General features: G+C 56.5%; 20 protein-coding genes. 2 read left to right on the top strand and 18 right to left on the bottom strand.

What is annotated here, in order from left to right:
- Positions 1–208: 208 nt before the first annotated feature.
- On the bottom strand, positions 209–697 hold the full coding sequence (locus HNO82_RS06990; protein WP_034350541.1) for an Lrp/AsnC ligand binding domain-containing protein: 489 nt from the start codon (positions 695–697) through the stop codon (positions 209–211).
- Positions 698–848: 151 nt separating this feature from the next.
- Between HNO82_RS06990 and HNO82_RS06985 the strand changes: the two genes are divergently transcribed.
- Positions 849–2150, top strand: coding sequence for a D-amino acid dehydrogenase (locus HNO82_RS06985; protein WP_175343199.1), 1302 nt, complete (start codon positions 849–851; stop codon positions 2148–2150).
- A 93-nt stretch (positions 2151–2243) separates the two neighbouring features.
- On the opposite strand, the gene HNO82_RS06980 is transcribed toward HNO82_RS06985, so the two are convergent.
- Both HNO82_RS06980 and HNO82_RS06975 read right to left on the bottom strand, forming a co-directional pair.
- Positions 2244–3884, bottom strand: coding sequence for a methyl-accepting chemotaxis protein (locus HNO82_RS06980; protein ID WP_175343198.1), 1641 nt, complete (start codon positions 3882–3884; stop codon positions 2244–2246).
- A 158-nt stretch (positions 3885–4042) separates the two neighbouring features.
- On the bottom strand, positions 4043–4855 hold the full coding sequence (locus HNO82_RS06975) for an AraC family transcriptional regulator (protein WP_217509835.1): 813 nt from the start codon (positions 4853–4855) through the stop codon (positions 4043–4045).
- 170 nt (positions 4856–5025) lie between these two features.
- On the opposite strand from HNO82_RS06975, the gene HNO82_RS06970 reads away from it, so the two are divergent.
- Complete coding sequence (locus HNO82_RS06970; protein ID WP_008327514.1) at positions 5026–5916, top strand: DMT family transporter; 891 nt, start codon at positions 5026–5028, stop codon at positions 5914–5916.
- Between the two features lie 24 nt (positions 5917–5940).
- On the opposite strand, the gene HNO82_RS06965 is transcribed toward HNO82_RS06970, so the two are convergent.
- The 15 genes from HNO82_RS06965 to HNO82_RS06895 all read right to left on the bottom strand — a co-directional run bounded on the left by HNO82_RS06965 (position 5941) and on the right by HNO82_RS06895 (position 23529).
- Positions 5941–6858: an SMP-30/gluconolactonase/LRE family protein gene (locus HNO82_RS06965; protein ID WP_175343196.1), complete on the bottom strand. Its 918-nt coding sequence runs from the start codon at positions 6856–6858 to the stop codon at positions 5941–5943.
- A gap of 463 nt (positions 6859–7321) precedes the next feature.
- Positions 7322–7756 (bottom strand): type II secretion system protein, encoded by a 435-nt coding sequence (locus HNO82_RS06960; RefSeq protein WP_175343195.1) that lies wholly within the window; start codon positions 7754–7756, stop codon positions 7322–7324.
- Positions 7757–7808: 52 nt separating this feature from the next.
- On the bottom strand, positions 7809–8192 hold the full coding sequence (locus tag HNO82_RS06955) for a type II secretion system protein (RefSeq protein ID WP_175343194.1): 384 nt from the start codon (positions 8190–8192) through the stop codon (positions 7809–7811).
- On the bottom strand, positions 8193–8669 hold the full coding sequence (locus HNO82_RS06950; RefSeq protein WP_175343193.1) for a type II secretion system protein: 477 nt from the start codon (positions 8667–8669) through the stop codon (positions 8193–8195). It lies immediately after the preceding gene.
- A 17-nt stretch (positions 8670–8686) separates the two neighbouring features.
- Positions 8687–10978 carry a secretin GspD/PilQ domain-containing protein gene (locus HNO82_RS06945; protein ID WP_175343192.1) on the bottom strand — a complete coding sequence of 764 codons (2292 nt, stop codon included), beginning with the start codon at positions 10976–10978 and terminating at the stop codon, positions 8687–8689.
- A complete protein-coding gene (locus HNO82_RS06940; protein WP_175343191.1) occupies positions 10975–11493 on the bottom strand; it encodes a hypothetical protein in 519 nt (172 codons plus the stop codon). Before HNO82_RS06940 ends, HNO82_RS06945 begins: the two co-directional genes overlap by 4 nt.
- Positions 11490–12035 carry a hypothetical protein gene (locus tag HNO82_RS06935; protein ID WP_249776960.1) on the bottom strand — a complete coding sequence of 182 codons (546 nt, stop codon included), beginning with the start codon at positions 12033–12035 and terminating at the stop codon, positions 11490–11492. Before HNO82_RS06935 ends, HNO82_RS06940 begins: the two co-directional genes overlap by 4 nt.
- Positions 12035–12616: a hypothetical protein gene (locus HNO82_RS06930; protein ID WP_175343190.1), complete on the bottom strand. Its 582-nt coding sequence runs from the start codon at positions 12614–12616 to the stop codon at positions 12035–12037. The genes HNO82_RS06935 and HNO82_RS06930 overlap by 1 nt, the downstream gene beginning before the upstream one ends.
- Positions 12613–13416 carry a hypothetical protein gene (locus HNO82_RS06925; RefSeq protein ID WP_175343189.1) on the bottom strand — a complete coding sequence of 268 codons (804 nt, stop codon included), beginning with the start codon at positions 13414–13416 and terminating at the stop codon, positions 12613–12615. Before HNO82_RS06925 ends, HNO82_RS06930 begins: the two co-directional genes overlap by 4 nt.
- Complete coding sequence (locus tag HNO82_RS06920; RefSeq protein ID WP_175343188.1) at positions 13397–15121, bottom strand: GspE/PulE family protein; 1725 nt, start codon at positions 15119–15121, stop codon at positions 13397–13399. Before HNO82_RS06920 ends, HNO82_RS06925 begins: the two co-directional genes overlap by 20 nt.
- A gap of 122 nt (positions 15122–15243) precedes the next feature.
- Positions 15244–16434 (bottom strand): type II secretion system F family protein, encoded by a 1191-nt coding sequence (locus HNO82_RS06915; protein WP_175343187.1) that lies wholly within the window; start codon positions 16432–16434, stop codon positions 15244–15246.
- 24 nt (positions 16435–16458) lie between these two features.
- On the bottom strand, positions 16459–16890 hold the full coding sequence (gene gspG / locus HNO82_RS06910) for a type II secretion system major pseudopilin GspG (protein WP_175343284.1): 432 nt from the start codon (positions 16888–16890) through the stop codon (positions 16459–16461).
- A complete protein-coding gene (locus tag HNO82_RS06905; RefSeq protein ID WP_175343186.1) occupies positions 16868–17299 on the bottom strand; it encodes a hypothetical protein in 432 nt (143 codons plus the stop codon). Before HNO82_RS06905 ends, gspG begins: the two co-directional genes overlap by 23 nt.
- 2 nt (positions 17300–17301) lie before the next feature.
- Entirely contained in the window at positions 17302–20823 is a 3522-nt protein-coding gene (locus HNO82_RS06900; protein ID WP_217509834.1) for an RHS repeat-associated core domain-containing protein, read from the bottom strand.
- A gap of 117 nt (positions 20824–20940) precedes the next feature.
- Complete coding sequence (locus HNO82_RS06895) at positions 20941–23529, bottom strand: FG-GAP-like repeat-containing protein (RefSeq protein ID WP_283810164.1); 2589 nt, start codon at positions 23527–23529, stop codon at positions 20941–20943.
- Positions 23530–23749 lie beyond the last annotated feature (220 nt).

The following is a 23749-nucleotide window of genomic DNA, read 5'->3' as shown; positions in this document are numbered from 1 at the left end:
GTAGGTGAAGTCTAGGTCACACACGTCCCAACCGGAATGCACAGGAAGACACGACGGATTCAAGCACAGTGCCTGTCAAGCCGCGCACGCAAGGACATGGCGGCTATCTGTACTGTAGTGACTGATGCTGGTGTCTGCTTTGCGTACCGGAACTGTCCGGTCACTGTACTGTTATCCGTACGCCAATCTGTACAGGCGTCTGCCGGGCTCAATCATCCAGCGGCAGCGCCAGGGTTTCCTTGATCTCTTCCATCACCACATAGCTCTTGGACTGTGCCGCCCCGGGCAGTTGCAGCAGGATGTCGCCGAGCAGCTTGCGGTATTCGGCCATGCCGCGGATGCGCGCCTTGATGAGGTAGTCGAAGTCGCCCGAGACCAGGTGACACTCCTGCACCTCGGGAATGCGCAGCACCTCACGGCGGAACTGTTCGAACATGTTGCCGGACTTGTGGTTGAGCGTGATTTCCACGAACACCAGCAAGGTCGCCCCCAATGACTCCGGATTGACGCGCGCGTAATACCCGCTGATGACGCCATCGCGCTCCATGCGCCTGACCCGTTCGATGCAGGGCGTGACCGACAGGCCGACCTGTTCGCCCAGTTCCTTCATGGAGATGCGGCCATCCTTTTGCAGCACCGCCAGGATGCGATGATCGAGTTTGTCGAGGGTGCGGACGGACTGTTGCTGAGTTCTCATGAAATTTTCCCGTTTCAGCGCCATTTTCATGAATCGTTCATGAAATCAGCCATAAATACGCGAACAAACACTGCTTATTCACCCATATGATAGCTGAATCTTCTAATCCAACAGCCTATTGCAGCGGCATCATCAACACGGGGAGTTCAGCATGCGCGTCGTCATTCTTGGAAGCGGTGTCATCGGGGTCACCAGCGCCTGGTATCTGGCCAGGGCCGGCCACGACGTGACCGTGCTGGACCGCCAGCCCGGCCCCGCGCTGGAGACCTCCTTCGGCAATGCCGGCCAGATTTCCCCCGGCTACGCTTCACCGTGGGCTGCACCCGGCATTCCGCTCAAGGCCATCAAGTGGATGTTCCAGGAACACGCCCCGCTGGCCATCCGCCCGGACGGCACCCTCAATCAACTGCGCTGGATGTGGCAGATGCTGCGCAACTGCAATGCCGAAAGCTACGCCGTCAACAAGGAACGCATGGTGCGCCTGGCCGAATACAGCCGCGACTGCCTGCGCGACCTGCGCGCCGACGTCGGCATCCCCTATGAAGGCCGCCAGCAAGGCACGCTGCAACTGTTCCGCTCGCAGGAGCAACTCGATGGCGCCGCCAAGGACATCGCCGTGCTGCAGGAAGCCGGTGTCCCCTTCGAACTGCTGACGCCCGAGCAACTGGGCGGCGCCGAACCGGCACTGGAAAAAGTCCGTGGCAAGCTCACCGGCGGCCTGCGCCTGCCCAACGATGAAACCGGCGACTGCCAGCTCTTCACCACGCGCCTGGCGCAGATGGCCGAGCAACTGGGCGTGAAGTTCCGCTATGGCGTCTCCATCGACGCCCTCACCATGGCCGGTGGCAAGATCGCCGGCGTGGTCTGCGACAAGGAACTGGTACAAGCCGACAGCTACGTGGTGGCCCTCGGTTCCTACTCGCCGCAAATGTTGCGCGAGGTGCCGGGGCTGCCTGCCATTCCGGTGTATCCGCTCAAGGGTTACTCGATCACCGTACCGATCACCGATGCCTCGGCCGCTCCGGTCTCGACCATTCTTGATGAGACCTACAAGATCGCCGTCACCCGTTTTGACGACCGCATCCGTGTGGGCGGCATGGCCGAGATCGTCGGCTATGACACGGCCCTCAAGGCCAAGCGACGCGCCACGCTGGAACTGGTGGTCAACGACCTCTTCCCCGGTGCCGGTGATACCAGTCAAGCCAGCTTCTGGACCGGGCTGCGCCCGATGACGCCGGACGGCACGCCGGTGGTCGGTGCCACGCCAGTGTCGAACCTGTACATCAACACCGGCCACGGCACGCTGGGCTGGACCATGTCCTGCGGCTCGGGCCAGTTGCTGGCCGACCTGATCTCGGGCCGCCGCCCCGCCATCGCTCATGAAGACCTGTCGGTAGCGCGCTACCTGTCCTCGGGCGGCCACGTGCAGACACCGCGCCTGGCAGGCGCCTGATGAGCGAACGGGTCCATCCTCGATAGTCTCTTCTGCATCCCTCGCAGAATGGTTGGCCGGAGTGAATTGCTCCGGCCTTTTTTATGCGTACGGTCAGGTCAGCGACAGCGCAGCCGGTGCAGCCGAAATCACGGGTGCAGCCGAAATCACGGGTGCTGCCGCGCCCGTCTCACCGGGCAGTCTGAAGGACTGCATCAGCGTAACCAATTTGCTGGCCTGAGCGCTCAAGCTTTCCGCTGCGGCGGCGGATTGCTCCACCAATGCCGCGTTCTGCTGGGTCACATCGTCGAGTTGCTCCACGGCGGTGCCGACCTGGGAAATGCCCTGGGTCTGCTCCTGAGTGGACACACCAATCTCGCCGACCAGCGCCGCCACCTGACGCACCTGCGTCACCACACCTCCGATGGCCTCCGATGCCTCCTGCACCTTGGCATAACCGCTGTCCACCTTGCTCACGCTCTCCTCGATGAGGATCTTGATTTCGCGCGCAGCCTGGGCTGAGCGATGGGCCAGCGTGCGCACCTCCGACGCCACCACGGCAAATCCGCGCCCCTGCTCGCCGGCGCGCGCCGCTTCCACCGCCGCATTGAGCGCCAGAATATTGGTCTGGAAGGCAATGCCATCGATCACCGTGATGATCTCCTTGATGCGCGCCGAACTGGAGGCGATGTCGCCCATCAGCGCCACCACGCCCGCCACCGCTTCGCCGCCCTGGCTGGCGGCATGGCTCACCGCATCGGCACGCTGCACGGCCTGACCCACAGTCTGTGCGTTGTGCCTGACCGAGCCGGTCAGTTGCTCCATGGACGCCGCCGTTTCCTCCAGATTGGAAGCCTGTTCTTCGGTGCGCTGGCTCAGATTCAGATTGCCGTCGGCGATCTCGGAGGCGCCGGTATCGATGGCGTGGCAGCTTTTGTAGACCTCCTGCACCAGATGCGACAGACGCAAGCGCATGCCTTCCATGGCAGCCAGCAGGCTGTGACGGTCCCCCTCACGCAAGCGCACCGCACTGGCCAGATCGCCCTGCGCGATGGTCTGCGCCACTTCCATCGCATAACGCGGCTCGCCGCCCAGCTGGCGCGTGATCGAGCGCTGGATCAGCGCCGCGAAAGCCAGCCCCAGCACCACCATCGCGCCCAGCAAGGCCACCAGATACCAGGCTGTGCGTTCGACGCTTGCAGCCGAACGATCGATGTGGTCCTGCACCGCCTGGTCATAGATCTTGACGATCTTCAGGAAGACGTCGCGCAGCTTGACGTGCGCCGGATCGGTATTCTTCTGCAACTCGGCCAGCGCGCCTGCGGTATCGCCCTGGTCCGCCTTTTCCATCAAGGTCTGGAACGACTGACGATATACCGGCCAGGCCTGGTTCAGGGTCGCCACCAGCGGCTCCAGTTCGGGAGTCTTTTCAGCCCGCTGCAGATAATCAAAGGCAGCCTGGATCTGTGCTTCCGCCTTTTGATTGAAAGCCCGCGTACCGGCGCGGGAATTGGGGTCTCCCACATTCGGATAGAGGTAGGAATAACCGCGCCGGAAGTGGATCGCCATAGCCAGAGCGGCGGTATTGAGCGTCTGCATCGGCGCCACCTGCTCCTTGTACATCTGGCGCTCCTGGGCGCTGATGCTGCGCAGACTGAGGATGCTCCAGCTCACCATGAACAGCATGGCGACCAGGAATAAAGCGGACAGCAAGGCCAGCCGCGCAGACACGCGCAGCGACTGCAGAAATGACATGGTGAATCCTCCCGAGTAAGGCGAACTATCGTTGTTGTTTGATCCGCAGCCCCTGCGCGGATGCCATCGTCACACCGGTGGTCCGGCAGGTTGTACGATGTCGGTCTAATTTACACCAGAGTGAGCCAGAATATGAAGGAATTTACCTAACAAGCGGCTTACGGGCTGCCACCATGCGCCGCCAGGGCCGCCACGTGGGCGGAGGGGACCTGCCCCGTCATGCGCCTGAACATGGTCGAAAAGGTCGCCGGCTGTTCATAGCCCAGGTCATAGGCAATGGCCGTCACCGAATGCCCCAGCGCCAGCCGCGAGATCGCGTTGACGATGCAGGCGCGCAGCCGCCATTGCTGGAAGCCCATGCCGGTCTGCGCCAGGAATTTGCGGGTGAAGCTGCGCTCGCTCATGTGCAGTTGCGCCGCCCACTCGGCCGGACGCGAGCGAATCGACGGCGCCCGCATGAAATCCCGGCACAGCGCCCCCAACTTCTCCTCCTGCGGCAGCGGCACGTGCATTGGAATCTCGCGGGCCCGGCCGATCTCCTTGAGCAGCAGGTGCATCAGGGTTTCTTCGCGGCTATGGGGTGCGTAGTGCGGATCGATGCGGGTGGCTTCGATCAGCAGCTCGCGCAGCAGCGGGTGCACTTCCAGCACCTGGCAGGTCTGCGCGGCGCGGGGCGCATGTTCGGGCACGACAAAGGCGCTGCAGGTAGTCACCGGCAAGAGCATGCGGCTCTGGTGCTCGCGCCCGGAAGGAATCCACACCGCGTGCTGCGGCGGCACCACCCAGGCACCATCCTGCGTCACCACCTGCATCAATCCACCCAGTCCGAACAGCAACTGTGCCCGGCGATGGCTGTGCCAGGCCTGCAGCGAACCGCGCGCATAATCGGCCCCGGCCGCCACCACGGGGCGCGCGATACGATCCACGCGGTCGATGGGCAGCGGGGAACGGGAGGAAGAAGGCTTGCGCATGGTCTGGTCTCGCTTGGCGTACATTCGAAGATGAGCGCCCGATCATTGAAACACCGCCATCACGAAGCTCCCCTCGCAGTTTGGCGGAAATTCAAACATTCTTGACCCAAGTACGAAAGTCAGTCAACCCGACCTATCCTACTGTACGGTTTTCATTCAACGATTTCGCCATGCCTGCTCCGCTCCTCTCCGGCATCCTGGTCGCGCTGATCTGGGGTGTGCAGCCCGTGATCTCGCGCTATGGTTTCCAGCAAGGGCTCACGCCCCTGGATGCGACCTTGATGCGCTTTCTCACCAGCGGCCTGCTGATCCTGCCCTTCGCATGGCGGCGCGGGCTCTGGCATGCCTGCGGTGTTGGCTGGGGACGCGGGCTGGTGTTGTTCCTGCTGTCAGGTCCCTTGTTCAGCCTGGTGCTGGTGGCGGGCGTGAACTACGCACCGGCTTCGCACGGCGCGCTGATCCATCCGGCCTTGACACCCTTGTTCGGCATGGCGATCAGCCGCTTCGCTCTGGGGCAGCGCGAACGCATCTCTCTGTGGGGTGTGGCGCTGCTGCTGGCGGGGCTGGTACTGGTGGCGCTCAATGGCATCCTCGCCAGCGGCGCACTGGTTCCGGATGGCGCGTGGCGGGGCGATCTGCTGTTCGTGCTCTCGGCGCTGATGTGGTCGAGTTACCTGATGCTCAATCGCGCCTGGAAGATTGCGCCGCTGGATGCGGTGGCGCTCACGCAAGTGCTGTCACTGCTCTGCGTGCTGCTGGCGCTGCCGTGGTTGGGCACGCAAACCTTCAGCAAGCCGACGTCGGCACTGCTGCTGCAGAGCGCTTATCACGGCGTGTTGGTGAGCATCGTCAGTGTCGCCCTGTTCAACTGGGTGGTAGCGCGCCTGGGCGTGAAGGCGCTGATGTTGAATGCGCTCTCGCCCCTGTTTGGCGTACTGGCCTCGGCGTGGATCCTGGGCGAGACGCTGTCGGTGTCGATGATGACCGGTGCCGTGGCCATCGTCGCCGGACTGGGCGTGACCATGAAAAAGACGCGCCCGGTGCGCACACCGGGCCAGTGATGCAGACGGCGCGGCTGCGGCCGCTCAGGGCCGCACGGCCCCGTTGACCGCCAGGTACACCGCGTAGAGCGACGTGGTGGCGGTGATGAAGAGGCGATTGCCGCGCGCTCCGCCGAAGACCACATTGGACACCACTTCCGGAATCAGGATCTTGCCCAGCAAGGTGCCATCCGGCGCATAGCAATGCACGCCATCGCCGGCCGAGGTCCAGATGTTACCCTGCGCATCCAGCCGGAAACCGTCGGCCAGGCCCGGATCGATGGTGGCAAACACCTCCCCGCCCTTGAGCGTGGTGCCATCGACCACATCGAACACACGGATGTGATGTGGCCCGCCCGCACGGTGAGTCAGACCGGTGTCGGCGATGTAGAGCCGGCTTTCATCGGTGGAGAAGGCCAGGCCATTGGGACGCTCCAGGTCGCCGGAAACCAGACTGATCTCGCCGCTCGATCCATCGATGCGATAGACGTTGCAGGCGCCGATCTCGCTCTGGGCCTGGTAGCCTTCGTAATCGCTGTTGATGCCGTAGTCCGGATCGGTGAACCAGATCGAACCATCGGACTTGACCACCACGTCATTGGGCGAGTTGAGGCGCTTTCCCTGCCAGTGCGAGGCCAGCGTCGTGATGCTGCCGTCATGCTCGGTACGCACCACCGCGCGGCCGCCATGCAGGCAAGCGACGATGCGACCCTCGCGATCCAGCGTATTGCCGTTGTTGAAGTGGGAGGGCTGACGAAATACGCCCGCCCCGGCACCTTCGGACCAGCGCATCAGGCGGTTGTTGGGAATGTCGCTCCAGATCAGTTCCTGGGTAGCGGGCAACCACACCGGACCTTCGGCCCAACGGCAACCCCGGTAGAGGCAATCGACCTGAGCGGTGTCGATGACCATGCGGCGAAAGCGTGCGTCGAGATGCTGGAAGGGAGTTTCGGGCAGGGGCATGTGGTCTCCTATGGTTGCAGGTGGCGCCTCAGCGATACTGGCGACGGCGGCCGGAACAGACGATCACGGCGATGATGATGAGGACTGGATTGCCGCTGCACCCCTCATGGTAACTTCCTGCAAACCTGAGCGCGCTTGAGGGGCAAGGGCTGGAGGATTGGGGTGATCTCTTCCAGCTTCAGGCCGCAGTAGTTACCGCCGCGTTCCATCTGCGCCCTCGGTTCATAGCCCCTCCCCTCTTCAGGGGTGAAGCTGCCTGACACATTGCAACCTCCGCCATTGGGTACGCTGTTCAACATCGAAATCGTGATGGGCTCATTGGCGGCCACCACGAACTCGGCAGCCGTCCCGTCTTCGGATCAGGGGGAGCAGGTCACTTTGGCTCGGCGAATGGGCGAAACTGGGCACCCATTCAGCAACCGGTCTCGTTCTCCTTAGTCTTCTAGATGGAATCGCAGTCTATCTACTTCTCAATAAAAGCAGGAACGTTAGGAACATACTGAAAATGCCAGTCACTGTATTTTTTGCGTCGGTTAAGGTCGAGCTCAGCCCCGTCAAAGGATCTTCTTATCGGTGCGCGATCCGACAAGCTATAAATTCCCATCACCCCTCCATCAGGAGAGGAAATCAACCCCCAATTCGCTTTTCCTGTAATAGGATCGCGATAAATCTTTCTCAAGTGGCGAGTAACTGCCGCTTGGCGAGAGTCTAACAAAAGAGCATCCAAGTTCGGCGGATATCTTTTTATGGTTCCTGGCGTACGTAGATAGTACTGGGCAATAGCGGCTCGCACTTCCTGTCCTATCGCCAGTAGCTCCTCCTCTTTTTCCCTTTGCAGCGTTGTCGACCAGACGACACCGGCTCCAGCTAGTACCATGCCCGACAATGCGATGATCAACAGAAGTCCGATATAAGTGAATCCCCTCTGCTGAACATATGAGTAGCCAGTTCTACCAATCTTTATACAACGAGCCATCTCGCGCCCTCCCCTGCGACCCGCTGCGGACATCAAAGACCGCTCCTTGAGCAACGTCCTCCGGAGCAATCGATATCCAGCTCTGATTGGTCTCCGTTATGGGATCAATCGGGATCTTCCTTAAGTATCGTTGAGCTACCAGATCGTTCAGACTTGCTGGATACTTTCCAGTATCGCCATAAAACTTGTCGATAACATCTCGTATAGTTGCGAGGTTTTCTCTCAGGGCAGCCTCTCTCGCCTTTTCGATACTGCCGATATAGCGAGGTGCGGCAAGTGCCAACAGCGTACCAATGATCGCAAGAACAACCAACAACTCAATCAAAGTAAAACCAGCGTTTCTTCTATTAATACTCACTTACCACTCCCGATAACGTATGCCGTTGAGGCCCGTACCCTCGGAGCGCGAAAAGATATCAAAAACATCTGCGCCACTTTTCGGGTCATCTGGGCTTGAGGCATAACTGCGCTTCCCCCAGCTATCGGAAGCTGGAACTGATGGATCGGGAAAGAATGGATCACGAGGAATCTTTCTCAAGAAATACATCTTCCCTCCACTAGCACTCTTTATATCGGCCACCCCTTCTTGCAAGGATTCAAGAGTGGGAGGATATCCAGACTGTCCTGCGGCAGCGAAAACATGCCCATCTTCCACAGCCTTTTTATAAAGATCCAAACCACGACGAATCTCCATCAAAGATCTCCGTAACTCTGCTTCCTTATTGCGCTGATTAACAAGGCCCATCAATGGAAAAGCCACGCTGGCGAGGATCGACACCAACATCACTGTAACGAGCAGCTCAACAATAGTAAATCCACGCTGCGCCGCATTCAAATTCCGACTCGCCTTCACTATTCCACCACCTGGATCGATAAGGTCGGCGGCATCGTCACTGCGGCATTTGAATCGCCGACACTTACAGGAGACGCAGAATTCAGGGTTACCTCCGTGCTTTTACCGACCGGACTGAGCGCTTTGAAGGTCACAAACGCTACTCCCCCTTCTCCCAAGGCTCCATCGACACCAGATCGGACAACACTGACGTAGATCTTTCCACTCTTCGAATCCACATTGCTCGACAAGCTGGACTGAGCCCCGTCCTTTTTAAAGAACGAACCTTCCGTAACGCTAACGACCTGAAGAGCCGTACCATCGAAGCCAAGCTGGAACGGCAAACTTCGCAGACCACCATCCGTCTTGGCGATCAACGCAACCTTGAACTCCTCCCCTCGCTTCACTTGCTGTGGCCCCTGAAGTTGCAATTCGATGCGACTCGGAGCAATGTCTTTTGCCTTCGCATTCACCCGCGGTATCGCAGCGACAGGGCTGGCCTCATCGTCTCTCTGCTTACCTTCTTCGTCAGACGCGTCCGGCTGCAAAGTAATAGGTCGATTTCTCAAGGCCATCTCTGTCCCCGACCAGAACTCGTTGAACTGGGCATCCGGGCGCTTGATGTTGCGAATCAGATGAGGGGTAATCGAAAGTACGATTTCGGTTTTTTGTCGATCGTCCTTCTGGCTGGAAAAGAGGCGTCCCAGAATCGGGATATCTCCAAGACCTGGGACACGATTTGAACTCATTCTGTCCTCATCGCCGATCAACCCGGCCAATACCTGAGTTTCTCCATCATGCAATCTCAACACGGTCGACGCCGAACGAGAGCCAATTTGGTAGGTGATAGAACCGGCCGGCGTCTTGACCTGGTTGGTAATCGAACTCACCTCAAGACCAATTTTAATGGCGACCTCATCCTGCAGATAGACATTCGGCTCGACGTCGAGCTTGATACCGACGTCCAGATACTGAATGCTCTCGGAAACAATGCCGGTAGCAGTCGTCGTAGTCGTCGATACCGGAACCTTGTCACCGATCATGATCTTTGCCTTCTCCCGATTGCGCGCGCGGATACGGGGATTGGCCAGGATATTGGCATCCCCGACTTCCTTTCTCAGATTAACGACGGCGCTGGAAAGATTGGCATTGATGCGATCTGAGTTGATGGTCTTGAGATCAGTCAACGTAGTACTTCCCGAGCCGGTAGAACTCAACGGCGACAAGGTCAGGCTGCTCGGCCACTGGATTCCAAGCTCGGTCAACTTGGTTCGCTTGACCTCAAGCACCTCGACTTCAAGCATGACCTCTGGATCAGCAAGGTCGTGCATGCCAATGAGTTTTTCGGCCAGCTTGATCGCCTCCGGCGTATCCCTCATCACCAGTAGATTGATTTTCTCGTCGACAAAGATGTCCTTGGTCTTGAGCACACCTTTGATGATGGCCTGCATCTGCTTGACGTCCGCATTTGACAGATAGAAACCCTTGACCACCAATTCCTGATAGTCCTTAAGTTTTTCAGGGGTATTTGGGTAGATCAGAATGGTATTGGCATTCAATACCTTTTTCTCCAATCGATTCGTCTGAAGCAACAGATCGATGGCATTCTCAACCGATGAATCTTTAAGGAAAATCGTCGTGCGCAGGTCTTGCCGCACATCCTGATCGAAGATGAAATTGATGCCGCTTCCGCGTGCCAGCGCTTCAAATACAACCCGCAGATTGGCATCTCTGAATTCAAGGCTGATGGGCCTTTTCTGCGTCGACCTCAACACAGGCTCGCTGATTCTTTTTCGATTGTTCAACTCATCCAGCTGACGCTTGAGCTTTCTGACGTCCTGATTGGTCGAACCTTCAGCCAGTATGGGAGCCAGAAGGGCGGCTGTCTTTACTGCATCGCCCTTTGCAAGCGTTTCCTTTGCCAGCGTAATGATCGGGACAAATGTACGTTCTCGTTCAAGAGAATCGATACCCGCCTTGGCGCGGCTGTTGCCTGCTTCGATACGCAAGACCCGGCGGTACCACTCCTCAGCCACATCAAGTTCTCCATTGGCGCGTTCGCTATCGCCATTGGCCAGCAAGCGATTGACTTGCTCTTCCTTTTTTCGCAAGAGGTCGACACGGAACTGTAGATTATCGGGCGCCTCGCTTGCCGCGCGCTCAAGACTGGCGAGGCCATCATCGAAGCGACCTTCGGCGATTAAATTCAGCCCCTCGCGATGCGCTCGTTCACCGGCACAGCCTGCCACCAAAAGAACGAAAGCCGAAATCGCGGCTGCCTGACATGTTGACTTGAAATTTCCCAACTTCATAATGCTTCGCCAATCTGCAAAGTCTGTTTGCTATCCATCGGAAGGTAACGAATGACCAAGCTGCCTTCCTCAATATTTTCTATGCGATACGTGTTATCGATCGTATCGCCCGCCTGAACAACGTAAGACTGTGCTCCCTTGGCCAGATAGATAATCCACTTTCCATCGGCATCGTCAACACGGCCAACATAGGTGAACGGCAGAGGGGGGATCCCGGGCTTCTCTGCAACAGGCGCAGGCGGCGGTGGAGGCGGCACGTACCAGGACTTCGGAGAGAATGGATTCTGCTCTCCCACTACCACGGCATCACGCCTTAACTGCGCCATCTGCAAAATCGCCTTCGCCTCAACCGCTTCGCCCCGACGAGCGACTGTCGGCGCAGGCCCGGACGATACGCGTGTAATGGCAGTACTCAACTGATCGTCTTGATCTTCGCGGCGCGAAACCAAAACGGTCGCCAGCACAGACAGCATCAGCGCGCTCAACAAAAGGATCTGGCGTCGTTTGGCATTCATGCCGGCGCTCTCAAATAAAGTGAGAACTTGATTTGCACATCCAATTGCTGCTCATTGATTCTCTGCCGGTTGAAAACAATACTCTCCAGCGATAAAGAGGGAATATCGTTCAGCGCCTGCGCGACAAACTTTCTCACTTGCAGGTAGCCCCCTTTGACCGGCAAGGCGATGTCATAGCGAATGAGCTTGACGTCCCGTTCGGACGATAGCTGGTAATCTCCTCGATCAAGCAAGACGCCCTGCTCTACGGCTGCGCGGTACATGCGATCAAGCAAGTCGGGCATACGCTCCAATGGCGGGAAGAACTCATAAAAATTACCAAGCTCGTCAACAGGAGTCAGGCCAGCCTTGGTCAGTGTCGGCCTGGCAGTTGCACGCAATCTCGCATCATCTTCGCGCAATGATCTGCTTTGATCATTCATTGGTTGAATCAGGAGAAGGTAGGCGGAAGCACCCATCACCACAGTCAGCAAACTCAGGGATGCTCCCCAGCCTAGACGCCTGCACCAAATCGCCAGGCTCCACAATCCAGCTCGCAACATCACCTTGCCTCCTTGATGTCGCGATCAACCTGGGGAAGCGGCAACACGATCCATTTCGCGGCTACCACAAACCGAACCGGCCGCAAGGAGTCCTGAATTTGTGTTTGATGATTGACGAGGTAGACATTGCCAAGCATGGACAACGTGGATAGCGAGCGTATGTAAGCCATCATGGCATCCATATTCTTGGACTCGGCGGTGAGCCTGATCTCGCCACGCTCTCTGTCTGGTTCGATTCCCAACAAGGTGGCATCTGCTACGGACGCAGCTTCTATCTGCACGAAGAGGTCATCCCAGGGTTGAGACAAGCGCGCAATCAGTCTCGATGCACCTTTTAGCTCCACCTCCAGCTGCTGGCGCTGCGCAGCGGAAAGTGCCGCCTTCTGCGGCATACGCATCTGCTGTGCCTTTTGTTTGAACTGCATCGCGGTTTGCTGCCAGCTGCTCAATTCCTTTGCGGCGCGCATATAGACCCGTCCTTCAAAGACGGCCAGCAACAAGACCAGGACAAACAAGCCATAGCCCAGCTTCTCCAACGGATCTCGACGCCCTGAAAAATCCAGATCGATTGATGGTTTCATTGTCCACCACCGATCACCTGCTGCACATTGCGCGGGCTCATCCCCCGCCCCAGCAGCTGTACGTTTTCATTTTCTGCAAAGTGCCTTGCGTCCATTTTCCCGTGAAGATGCAGATATGTCTTCTGGCCTTCCATTCCATGTAAAAGCTGCTCACGCTCAATCAGTGCACTCAATGCGCCGCCATTCATCGACGCCACACGCAGTGTCCGGACACTGTGCCATTGCCCGGCCTGCATCACGCCCAGCACACATCGATCCGATTCAACGCTGACCAGCAACCCATCCTGCGTGATTTCTTTTTTCCAACGATTGAACGTAGCGACAAATCGAGGTTGCAGAAGGCGTATGCCCAGGCGATTCGCCGTGAACGCCTCCTTCAAGCCAGCCAAAAAGCCGCGCGGCATGGCACACGCGAGCATGTTCGCACCGTAGCGACTGAAATCCGTCCTGACCTCATAGGACGCCATATCGATACCGAGGCGTTGCTCGATCTCTCCCTCCACAATCAGCTGCAGTTCCGAACGCTTGAATATGCCGACCGGCCACGATACAACGCAATAGTGTGAAAACTGGTCGGTGACGCTGACCCGGACATTGGTGGACCGCCACTTCTGCGCGCGCAGCCAAGCCTCAAGCTCAACGATGGCAGCGGCCCCATCAAGTTCGTCCAGGGAGGGTACGACGGGCAGCACCTCGGCTTTGACCGACTCCCGTCCGCGCCAGTCGCGCACGCGAACGCTTACCGCCAGTGAATCTGGCTCGATCACAACATCGAGTCGATCAGGAAACAAAAGTGACACGGTTGATCTCATCCAGGGTGGTTCGTCCGGCTGCCATCAAATCCAGTGCCGCTTCACGAAGAAAACGCGTGCCATTGGCGCGGGCAGCGTCCTTGATTTTCCGAATGGTTGCTCGTGCGATGATCAATTCGCGCAGCTCATCGTTCAAATGCAACACCTCGCCGATAGCATGGCGGCCTTTATAGCCCGTGCCGCGACAATGGCCGCAGCCACGTCCTCGATGGAAATTCATGCCTGCGGCATCTTCGGCGCTGATGCCTGACGACTTCAACTCTTCTAAGGAAGGCTGATAAGGAATGCTGCACTCGGGACAATTGAGTCGCAACAAACGCTGCGCCATGATGCCGTTCAATGCGGACACGAAACTGTAGGTATCCACGCCCATATGCAAGAAGCGGCCCAGGACGTCAAAGACGTTATTGGCGTGCACACTGGTCAACACAAGGTGGCCCGTCAAGGCCGATTGAATGGCGATCTGCGCGGTCTCGGGATCACGGATTTCACCGACAAGAATCTTGTCCGGATCGTGACGCAGGATGGAACGCAGGCCGCGTGCGAAGTTGAGCCCCTTCTTTTCATTGACAGGGATTTGCAGAACGCCGGGCAATTGATATTCGACGGGGTCTTCGATGGTAATGATCTTGTCCTGACCATTATTGATTTCAGACAGCGCCGCATACATGGTTGTGGTCTTGCCGCTTCCGGTAGGGCCCGTGACCAAAAGCATCCCGTAGGGCTTGGCAGCCAGCGCGCGGATCTCTGCGAGGGTGTCCGGCGAGAAACCCAATAAATCGAGCCGCAGGCCGGTGATCTGATCGGCCAACGAACGCTTGTCGAGGATACGGATCACGACGTCCTCAGCGACGATGCTCGGCATGACGGAGACGCGATAGTCAATCTCCTGCCCCTTGATCGACAGCTTGAACCGTCCATCCTGGGGAATGCGACGTTCCGCGATATCCAGTTCGGCCATCACCTTGATCCGCGAGACCACCTGTTCCACCGTATCCATCCCGGGAACAGAGGCGATGTGCGCCAATACACCATCGATCCGGTACTTGACCTGCAGGCCGCTGGGTGTGGCTTCAAGGTGAATATCGCTGGCCCCCAGCTTGAGAGCGTCATAGATCGTCGAATTGACCAGCCGCACTACAGGACTGCTGTCTTCCGCGATGGAACTGAGAGACAGATCCTCTATGGTCAACTGGCCTTGATCGGAAACGGCTCCATTTCCATGGAAACTGCCATCGATGGCGCGCAGGCTGTCTTCATGCACAGCAAAGAACGCTGCGAGATCGTTCTTGTGCGCGAGGCACCACTCCATCGCCTGCGCACTACGCGACTCCAGCCATGTCTGCTGGGCGAGGTCGAATGGGTCGCCCAGTACACAGATGATGCGATCGTCGTCACGCGCCAGCAAGCAATTGCGATGCAGGGATTCGGGGAAGGACAACAGATCAAACGCCGGTGCCAGACGGTACAAGTCCTCCATATTGAGGACCCGATAATGCAAGCTCACGCCCAGACGCTGGATGAACTGATGCGCACTCAACCCCAGCGATTCTGCGGCGCGCTCCTCCAGCATTGCCATCAACTCGCCTGGATTAGCGCCCATGCGCTGCCGCACCTCATGCAGCAGGGCTGCAGGAAGTGCCTCCGGCGGCGCTTCAGCGACGACCGAAATAGCTTGACCCAATAAACTCATGATCCCCTGATGGAGCGGGCACTGTGCCCATTCTTGTAAATACCGTCAATGACGCAGTGTCCTTGCACTGCCCTACACCGCATTGGCGGCTCAACATACCTGGCGCAATGCTCTGCGCTCTTTTACTGGATACTGCTGGCCAGCTCGAAAATGGGCAAGTACATCAACAACACGACGACACCGATGATCAAGCCGATGGCGATCATCAACAAAGGCTCGAACAGTCGAGTGAACCAGTCGACCCAGCGTGAAATGTCATCGTCGTAGAGTTTGGCAATGCGTTCCAGGGTCTGCCCCATGCTGCCGGAACGCTCACCTACGGCCAAGAGCCGAATACCGACCTCGGTGGCAAGCCCGTGGAGTGAAAATGCCGACGATACGGATTGCCCCTCACTGATGCTGGCGGCCGCCGATGACAAGCCTTGCCTCAGGGCCGGTTGACGCAACAGATCCTGCACCATCGTCAACGCGGTCACGAAAGGTATCCCTCCGTTGATCAGCATGGCCAGCGTGCGCGTGAAACGAGCCAACTGGTAAAGCTGAATCTTCTCGCCTACGGTTGGCAGACTCCAGAGACTCTTGATAAACCAAGCTCTGACCATGGGGCGCGTAACTACAAAAGCTACGGTCCCAATCACGGCTAGAAACGCCAACCCTACCCGACCCGCATGATTCGCCAGAAAGCGTCCCCACTCCATCAACAGCCGCGATGTCCAGGGCAAGTTGCCGCCGATATCCTCATACACCTGGCTGAAGCGCGGCACCACGTAACCCAGCAAGAACAAGATCACCAGCAAGCCGACTGCGATCAGCAAGGCAGGATAAACCGAAGCTGCCACGACCTTGTCACGCACCAGATTCAATTGCCGGTGATAGGCAAGATAGCGATCCAACGCGATCACGAGATCGCCGGTCTGCTCGGAGGTGCGGATTGTCGCAACATACAGCGGCGGGAAGGCATCGGGCATCAATTGCAGGGCGCGTGAAAAGGATTGGCCTTCCCGCAGATGCTGTTCCAAGGTGTTCAAGATCCGACGGCTGGCGGCGTCTTTCGACTTGCGCGCCAGGATGTCGATGGTTTCAACCAGACTCAGGCCTGCCTGTAATAACGCCAGCATCTCCTGGCTGAATAGAGCTACAGAAAACTTGCTGCGTGATGCAGAGTTGAAGGAGGGTCCTAATGCTCGGCGAGACGACAGCACGCGATATCCCTGGGCCTGAGCCTGAGTAGCAGCATCCGTTGCACTGGAGGCGGTCAAGGTCAGGAATTTCACGCCTTCTGATGCGCGGTAGACTTTCAGGTGATATTGCATGGCTGATTCAGGAGAGTGGCTTTATCACCAGTTGACGATATCGGCATCCTCTCCTTCACCACCGGGCTTGCCATCCCGGCCGTAGGAGAGAATGTCGTAGTCTCCGTGCTCGCCGGGATAGCGGTAAACATAGGGATGCTGCCAGGGATCTGGTGGTACTGCCTTCTTCAAGTATGGACCTTGCCAACGGGACTCGCCCGCTGGCTGTTTGCCTAGCGCCTCCAAGCCTTGTTCGGTGCTGGGGTAATGGCCTGTGTCCAGACGATAGACCTCCAGTGCTTTTTCAAACGCGTCTATTTGAGCTCGGGCGGCTTTGGTTTCGGATTTGCCGATTTGGGCGAAGTAGCGGGGAGCAACGTAGCCAGCCAAGAGACCAATGATAACCATAACCACTAGCAATTCCAGGAGAGTAAACCCTCCGCAAAGCCCAAATTTACTTTCTCGCTTTATATTCATTAATAATAAAGTTAATTTTTTCAACTAGCGTCTTCTGCGAAGGCGTGAGGTCTGAATTATCGTTCTGAATAAAAATATCTAATTCACGCAATAATTTTCTGAGGGCCTCCTCATTTTCCACTTTTCCTTGTTTCACTATAGCGGCCAAATACACCTCACCGTACATGCAATCCCTTAATTTACTACTTAATTCCTCCCATTTTTTTCTACTGGATGTCTCTCGCGCAACGGTTAGAGCCTCTTTTTTCAAAGAATTTAAATAACTGCTGCGCCTTCCGCCCATCATTTCTTTCTCGAAGCACTCCCGAAAATATTGCGACATTACCTTGGCATCTGGTACGTCGCCCATGAAATCCAAGATCAACTTTATTTCCGAAATGCAAATATTCAACTTTAAAGTTTGATTCAAGATTAATCCTTTGGTTTGTATTGACCAAAATATTTTTCAGACATTTGCAGGTAAAAGTCGCGGGACATATTCAAAGGCGAGATACCGTTGATCATGTTCCCCACCCGGGGATTTCCAATTCCACCGTAATAATCGATGATATTTTGCTCTCTCCCCCTAATCGCAGCGTACGCTTCAGGACCTGTCAGACTCTCGTCTAAATTCGCTTTTCCATACCCCAACAAATTCATATGGTGGTATGCATCACGTCGCGCCACTATGTCTTTAGGCAAGCCAAAACCACCAGCTCGTCCACCATACACCTGCCCAATTGGCCCGAGTTTAGTATAAGTAACATAGGTCTTACTTGGATTGTCCAGATCCGCCACATCTTCGATAGCCGATGCCAAATCTCCAGCCGCATTAACAAGGCTCGTGGCTAGTAAAGTTGCTGCTCCCGCACGTAGTCCTGTTCCTGCGACTATTTGACGAGATGACAGCCATTGGTTGAACATATAACCAAAAGCAGCGGTCATCGCCCCATTTTCAAACCTGCCGCCTCCGATTACTGAAACTGTCCCTCCAGCTACAGAGGCAGCTACACCACGATATACATCATTCCACCCTTCGGTTTGATTGGTAATCCATTTTCCAACAAAGGCCGCTGCGGCACCTCGTGCGCACCCTCCTCCCGTGAGCGTACCGTTTGCGCAACCCACCGCCATATGACCCGCGTAGCGACCAAAGCTATCGGAACCAGGAATTTTCGCAACTTGTTGAAACGCAAAAGCCGTTGCCCCCGCAATTGCACCCGACTTCAACGCATCATTCCAACTCGCCCCTTGCGCTTTCGCCGAAGCAGTCGTAATGCCGCCAGCACATGCCGTCGCGTAACCCGTATAGTAAGTACACGCGGCAACTGCTACGACCGTTGCTATTTGAGCAGCAACGGGTTTAATGTGGTTATTCCATGCGTTATCAATAAACGGGACTCTAAACAAACCGCCAAATAAATATCCGCTTGGATCTGTTAACACCAGCGGCTGATTCAGTACGTATGCATATCGGTTATAGCTCTGGATATTATCCGGTGCCTGGATATACGGATCCGCACTCATGAACCGCCCCAGCGCAGGATCATAAACCCGTCCATTCATATGGATCAGGCCCAGCTCCTCCAGGTGCTCATGGTTCGTAAATCCTCGGTCGGTATTGATCCCAACAACTGTCCCCTCGCTATCGGTCGCACCACCCGCCTGACGACGCTTGCCGAAGGGCTCATACGCCAGTCGCTCAATCACATTGCCCGACTCATCCGTGATCGTCGTCGTCGAGCCCAGCTGGTCACGGTGCATGTAATTGATGGTTTGCGTCGTGCCTGTCTGCTTGATCAGCGCAATCACACTACCACCCGCCGTGATGTAGTGCTTGTGCTCGACCGTACCGTCCGCCTTGATGTCCTTCTCGTAGAACAGACCACCCGTGTTGTCCGGGTTCAGGTAGATCGTCGTCGCACTCGGGGCTACCTGCTTGATCCGCTGATGATCCGGACCATACACGAAGGATAGGGCCACACTAGGCGAGCTCACCGTCTTCAACATGCCGTAGCTGGTATAGCTCTCCGTACGGCCCCGGTCCGCAATCACCGCACCGGTGCTGTCTACGGCCACCTCTGCAATCAAGGCACCATTGGCGTCATACGTGTATTGCAGCTTGCCACCGTGAATGAAGTTCAACTCCTTCAGCGCATGCGGACGGCCATTCACCGCTCCGTAGACATAGCTGCCCATGTCACTGCGGTTGGTGATGTTACCCAGCGCGTCATAGCTGTAGTTCGTGCTCGACAACCCCGCCTGCGGCGAATTCACCACCGCATTGGTCAAGCGGTTCAGGCTGTCGTACAGGAAGGTCTCCGTCAGGTTCTGGTTGCCATCCGCGCGCGATACCATGTTGCCCAGCGAATCGTACTGGTAGCTGAAGTTCTGTACGCTGTTACCGGCGCCGGCATAGATGTTCTTCAAGCGCCCTGTGGTCGCCTCAAACACCTGCTGTGTCACCACGTTGTTGCCATACGTCTGCTGCAGCAACTGGCCCATGGCGTTCTGGGTGTCCCCTCGCCACAGCAGCGCATTGGTCTGGTTGTTGCGCACTTCCTTCAGGTAGCCCAGGCTGGTGTAGACGTATTTCACCACCAGGCCCGTCGGATACGTCTGGGTGGCGATGCGGCCGTTCGCGTCGTAGCTCACCCCTTCAGCATAGGCGGTATCGATGGTCGTGCTGGTGCTGACGTTGCGGCCCAGGTTGTCGTAGCTGTTCGTCTTCTGGTAGCCATTGTCCGAACTCACGCTGCACAGCTTGCCTACCCCCTTGGCGCAATTGTCATAGGTCCAGGTGCTTACCAGATCCGGCTCCGAGCGGCTGGTCATCCGGCCCAGCTTGTCGTAGCTGATCGTGCTGACCTGACCCTTGGCGTCGGTCTGGCGGATCAGTTCTCCAAAGCCGTTGTACTCGTAGCTCCATGTCCCCATGTCGGGATCGACCATGCCGATCTTGCGGCCGCGCAAGTCGTAGCTCAGTTGCACCACGTTCCCATTCGGGTCCTTGGTGGCGATCATGTTGCCGATGGCATCGTATTGGTAGGTCAGGCTGTTGTTCTGGGCATCGATGACCTTGACCACCTGGCCCTGGCTATTTTTGACCTTCGTCTGCGTCTGGTTCAGCGCATTGGTGACCGTGATCGTCAGGCCATTGTAGGTCGTCTGCGACTGGCTTCCATCGGGGGCGGTCGTCAGCACCACCCGGCTCAGCGCGTCATAGGTCACCGTGCTCCATTGCTGGGTCTGGTTCGCGTAATACGGCAGGCTCGTTCGAGATACACGGCCCAGGCTGTCGTATTGCGTGTCCTTGGCGACGATGCTGCTGCCATCAAAGCCCACCGTCTCCGTTTTGATTTCCCGATCCAGGCTGTCGAAATACACCTTCGACCACGGGCCGTTAGCAGTAGTACCGTCCGATGCCAGCGGAGTAGACACCACCACATAAGCACCATAGCTGGGACAAGGCGTCGTTCCACCATTCACGCCCGAACAGTACAGGTACTCCCATTTGGTCTGCGTACCATCGGCGCGGATCTCCCGGGTCTTACGACCGAAGCTGTCGTATTGCCATTGCGTCGTCAGGCCGTTGGGACCCGTCAGACTGGTGACCTTGCCGAAGCGTGCATCATAGGTGCGGCTTTCGCTCTGGCCTAATGCATTCGTGCTCGTGACGGGAAACTGTCCGTTGGCATCGTATGTGGTACCGCTCGTCCTTGGCGCAACCGCTGCTGCCCCGCTGGCCGCCGAACTCGTCGTCGCGCTGACCTTGTTGCCATACGCATCATAGGTATAGCTGGTCTCCAGACGCAATTGCGCGTTGTCCGGCTCGATGACCTCCTTGGTCAGCAGGCCCGTCGCCGCGTCATATTCGAAGGACGACGTACGCGTCATCGTGCCCGCTTGCGCCTGGCCCAATACCAGCAAACTGCCCAACAAAGTCTTACCCAATACGCCATGCCATGGTCGTTTGCGCACAGTACTACCCCTTTGTATTTCTTTTTTAGCTTAGCTTGATGAGCGGCGCCCTGCACCACTCCCCCTGAATCTCTTTATTTTTACTTCGGCTTACGGTGAAGTACTCGTCACGCTCGATTTCAGCAGACGACCCAGATACCAATTCACGCTGTCATTGGCGTAGGTGTTTACCGTGCTCTTCTTGAAGCCGTCATCCGTTGTCACTTCGACCTTCGTGGCATTGCCCCAATTGTCGTACTCGCTGCTCGTCGTGATCACCGGCAAGGCCGTACCGTTGTAATCCCAACTGCTCTCTACGCTTTGTTTGCCATATACAAAGTAACGCTTGCCTGTCGCGAACGTGCAAGCGGTCACGGTTGTAGCCGCGGGATCGCTACAACCGTAAGTAGTTACAGTCTGACTTAGCACTCCACTGTTACCACCGCCAGATACCGTCTTTTTGCTCAGGCTGGGCAAGCCAATATAGGGATAGTCTTGGCGATATTCAGTGTAGGAAGCTAGACCAGTTTCAACTTGACGAGATTGCATCCACCGGAAGCCGAGCATGCCGCGGCCTGTGCCTGACTCAACTCTGAGCCCGCCATATGTATAGGCGGTCGAAGTCGTTCCACCGACACCGTTGGTGCTCTTGATCGACGCCACCACGCTCATGGCGCCTTGCACATCGACCAAGGGATATACTGCCCCCGTATCCTTAGTATAAATACTGCCACCATTGAGCTTGGTATAACTGATTGTCATTGATCGCACCCCCTGACTGATGGTCTGTATCTGTCCTGGCTCATTGGCGTCGGCCAATGAAACATTCCAGCCCCCGTTGCCTAGGGATGTGGCCATGTCAGTTTTGCCATCGCCGTTGAAATCTCCCACCATAGTTGCTGCAACTGACGCGCCATTATTGCTGCCCCAGGTCGCGCAATTGAAAGAAAATCCAGTCGATAAGCAAACGTTCCAATTGCCATTACCTACGGGCGTCATGATGTCCGCTTTACCATCACCGTTGAAGTCGCCAGTGCGTACACTTTGCGCCCCCACGCCAATCGCCGTGTACCAAGTTCCGCAAGAAAATCCAATTCCCGTGGACAGACAAACATTCCAGTTCCCGCTGCCGACATAAGTCATCATGTCAGTTTTTCCATCGCCGTTGAGGTCGAGGAACAGGGTATCGGCGACTACAGCAGCATTGCTGCTGTACCAAGTGGCGCAGTTGAAGCCTCCCCCAGTTGAAAGACAAACGTTCCAATTTCCATTTCCAACGGGGGTCATCATGTCGGACATCCCATCGCCATTGAGATCGACCATCACCGTGTTGGCAACAGATGCGGCATTATTGGTCGGCCAGGTCGCACAGCCGAAATGGTCTCCCCCAGAGACACAGACGTTCCAATTGCCATTACCAACCGGCGTCAGCATATCCGACCGACCATCACCATTCACGTCTGCGATCAAGGTATTGGCAACAGTTGCGGCGTTGTTACTGGTCCAGGTATTACAGGAAAATCCGGCGCCATTAGATAAGCACACGTTCCAAGACCCGCCGCCAACAGGCCCCATCAAATCAGACTTCCCATCGCCGTTCAGATCGACAACATGAATGTTGTAAGCGTAGGTCGCCAGATTGGTAGAAACTGTCGAACAATTAAATCCTGTATCGGTTGCCAGACAGATATTCCAACTACCGTCCCAAGCACCACTGGTAACCGGAATGGCGATATCTGAACGGCCATCGCCATTGATATCCAGAATTTTTGTTTCGCCAGCACTGACTCCAATATTTGCAATCCAGGTTGCGCTTCCAGCGGCATTGAAACCTGTAATGCCGACATTCGTCGTCCAATCGAATGTCGTCTTGGGCAAGCAGACATCTGCAATGCCAGAACACACCTCTATTGATTCCAAGCGCGACAACATCGAAAACGGTCCCGCCCCATATGAAAGCTGATAAGACGTGACCGTTTGAGTGCCGACCTGGGTAGTGAGCGACTTCAAACGCTTTGTGTTACGCACAAGCGATCCGACCTGGAAATACTGAGATATATCAGGACGTGACTCGTATTGAAACAGGATGGCTGCGTTAGAGCCGGAATCGCCAGCACTTTTCCCCGAATAGTCGACTCGATTGGGGTAGAAATCAACGCTATCACTTTCCTTGATATAAGAAATGACGATACTGTTTTGTTTCGTGTCTTCAATACGGTTGAGCGCCCAGATGGCTACGGTGGAGCGCCCCTGCGCCTCGATGCGGGAGTCGGTGGTAGATCCGTAAGCCATTACCTGGCCAGATTTCGTCCACACTTTGAACCAGGCCGGCCCATTGCCAGCGGTGCCATAGGAAACAATTTTTGCAAAATTTTCACGTTCTGTACGATATTCCGTGCCGTCGCCACCTTCCACGCCGTTGATTGCAATCAAGCGCTGTCCGTCTAGGCAATACCGATCATTGGTGTCGTATCCAATACTGCCTCTAAACCCATCCTGTGCTACGGTACGTGGGCATCGAGAGATAGTTCCCAAGCCTCCGAGACTCCAGCCGAAACCGAGCAAACCATTACCACCTTGGCTACTGTAGTTAAAGCTGAGTTTTGGCTCCATCCCAGCGATTCCTGGTGGAGTCTGAATGGGGATGCTATAAGTGGCTGCGCCGGTTTCGCTTACCTGGAAACTAGCTGGCACAACCATTTGCCCGTAAGAGAGGGGCGAAAGTATTGTACTTGCAAAAAAAATACGCGCGAGGAAACTGCGCAGTCGAAAGTCACGCATAGAACACCCCTGTTTTTTTCTTATCCCTATCGTGCCCCACGAGCATGTGCAACACTTAGCAATGGCACGAGTTAGGTCTACGTCATATACGTAGGATTTAAGATATATTTAAATTGCGAAATTGATACGTTTTTTATAA

The organism is Herbaspirillum sp. C9C3 (genome assembly GCF_013359625.1).
Lineage (GTDB): Bacteria > Pseudomonadota > Gammaproteobacteria > Burkholderiales > Burkholderiaceae_D > Herbaspirillum.
The sequence above is the reverse complement of the archived record's forward strand: the minus strand, read 5'-3'. Positions and strand labels throughout refer to the sequence as shown.

Coding starts and splice junctions, on each gene's coding strand:
- HNO82_RS06990 (WP_034350541.1), bottom strand. CDS start 697: ATGAGAACTCAGCAACAGTCCGTCCGCACCCTCGACAAACTCGATCAT.
- HNO82_RS06985 (WP_175343199.1), top strand. CDS start 849: ATGCGCGTCGTCATTCTTGGAAGCGGTGTCATCGGGGTCACCAGCGCC.
- HNO82_RS06980 (WP_175343198.1), bottom strand. CDS start 3,884: ATGTCATTTCTGCAGTCGCTGCGCGTGTCTGCGCGGCTGGCCTTGCTG.
- HNO82_RS06975 (WP_217509835.1), bottom strand. CDS start 4,855: ATGCGCAAGCCTTCTTCCTCCCGTTCCCCGCTGCCCATCGACCGCGTG.
- HNO82_RS06970 (WP_008327514.1), top strand. CDS start 5,026: ATGCCTGCTCCGCTCCTCTCCGGCATCCTGGTCGCGCTGATCTGGGGT.
- HNO82_RS06965 (WP_175343196.1), bottom strand. CDS start 6,858: ATGCCCCTGCCCGAAACTCCCTTCCAGCATCTCGACGCACGCTTTCGC.
- HNO82_RS06945 (WP_175343192.1), bottom strand. CDS start 10,978: ATGAAGTTGGGAAATTTCAAGTCAACATGTCAGGCAGCCGCGATTTCG.
- HNO82_RS06940 (WP_175343191.1), bottom strand. CDS start 11,493: ATGAATGCCAAACGACGCCAGATCCTTTTGTTGAGCGCGCTGATGCTG.
- HNO82_RS06935 (WP_249776960.1), bottom strand. CDS start 12,035: ATGTTGCGAGCTGGATTGTGGAGCCTGGCGATTTGGTGCAGGCGTCTA.
- HNO82_RS06930 (WP_175343190.1), bottom strand. CDS start 12,616: ATGAAACCATCAATCGATCTGGATTTTTCAGGGCGTCGAGATCCGTTG.
- HNO82_RS06920 (WP_175343188.1), bottom strand. CDS start 15,121: ATGAGTTTATTGGGTCAAGCTATTTCGGTCGTCGCTGAAGCGCCGCCG.
- HNO82_RS06915 (WP_175343187.1), bottom strand. CDS start 16,434: ATGCAATATCACCTGAAAGTCTACCGCGCATCAGAAGGCGTGAAATTC.
- gspG (WP_175343284.1), bottom strand. CDS start 16,890: ATGAATATAAAGCGAGAAAGTAAATTTGGGCTTTGCGGAGGGTTTACT.
- HNO82_RS06895 (WP_283810164.1), bottom strand. CDS start 23,529: ATGGTTGTGCCAGCTAGTTTCCAGGTAAGCGAAACCGGCGCAGCCACT.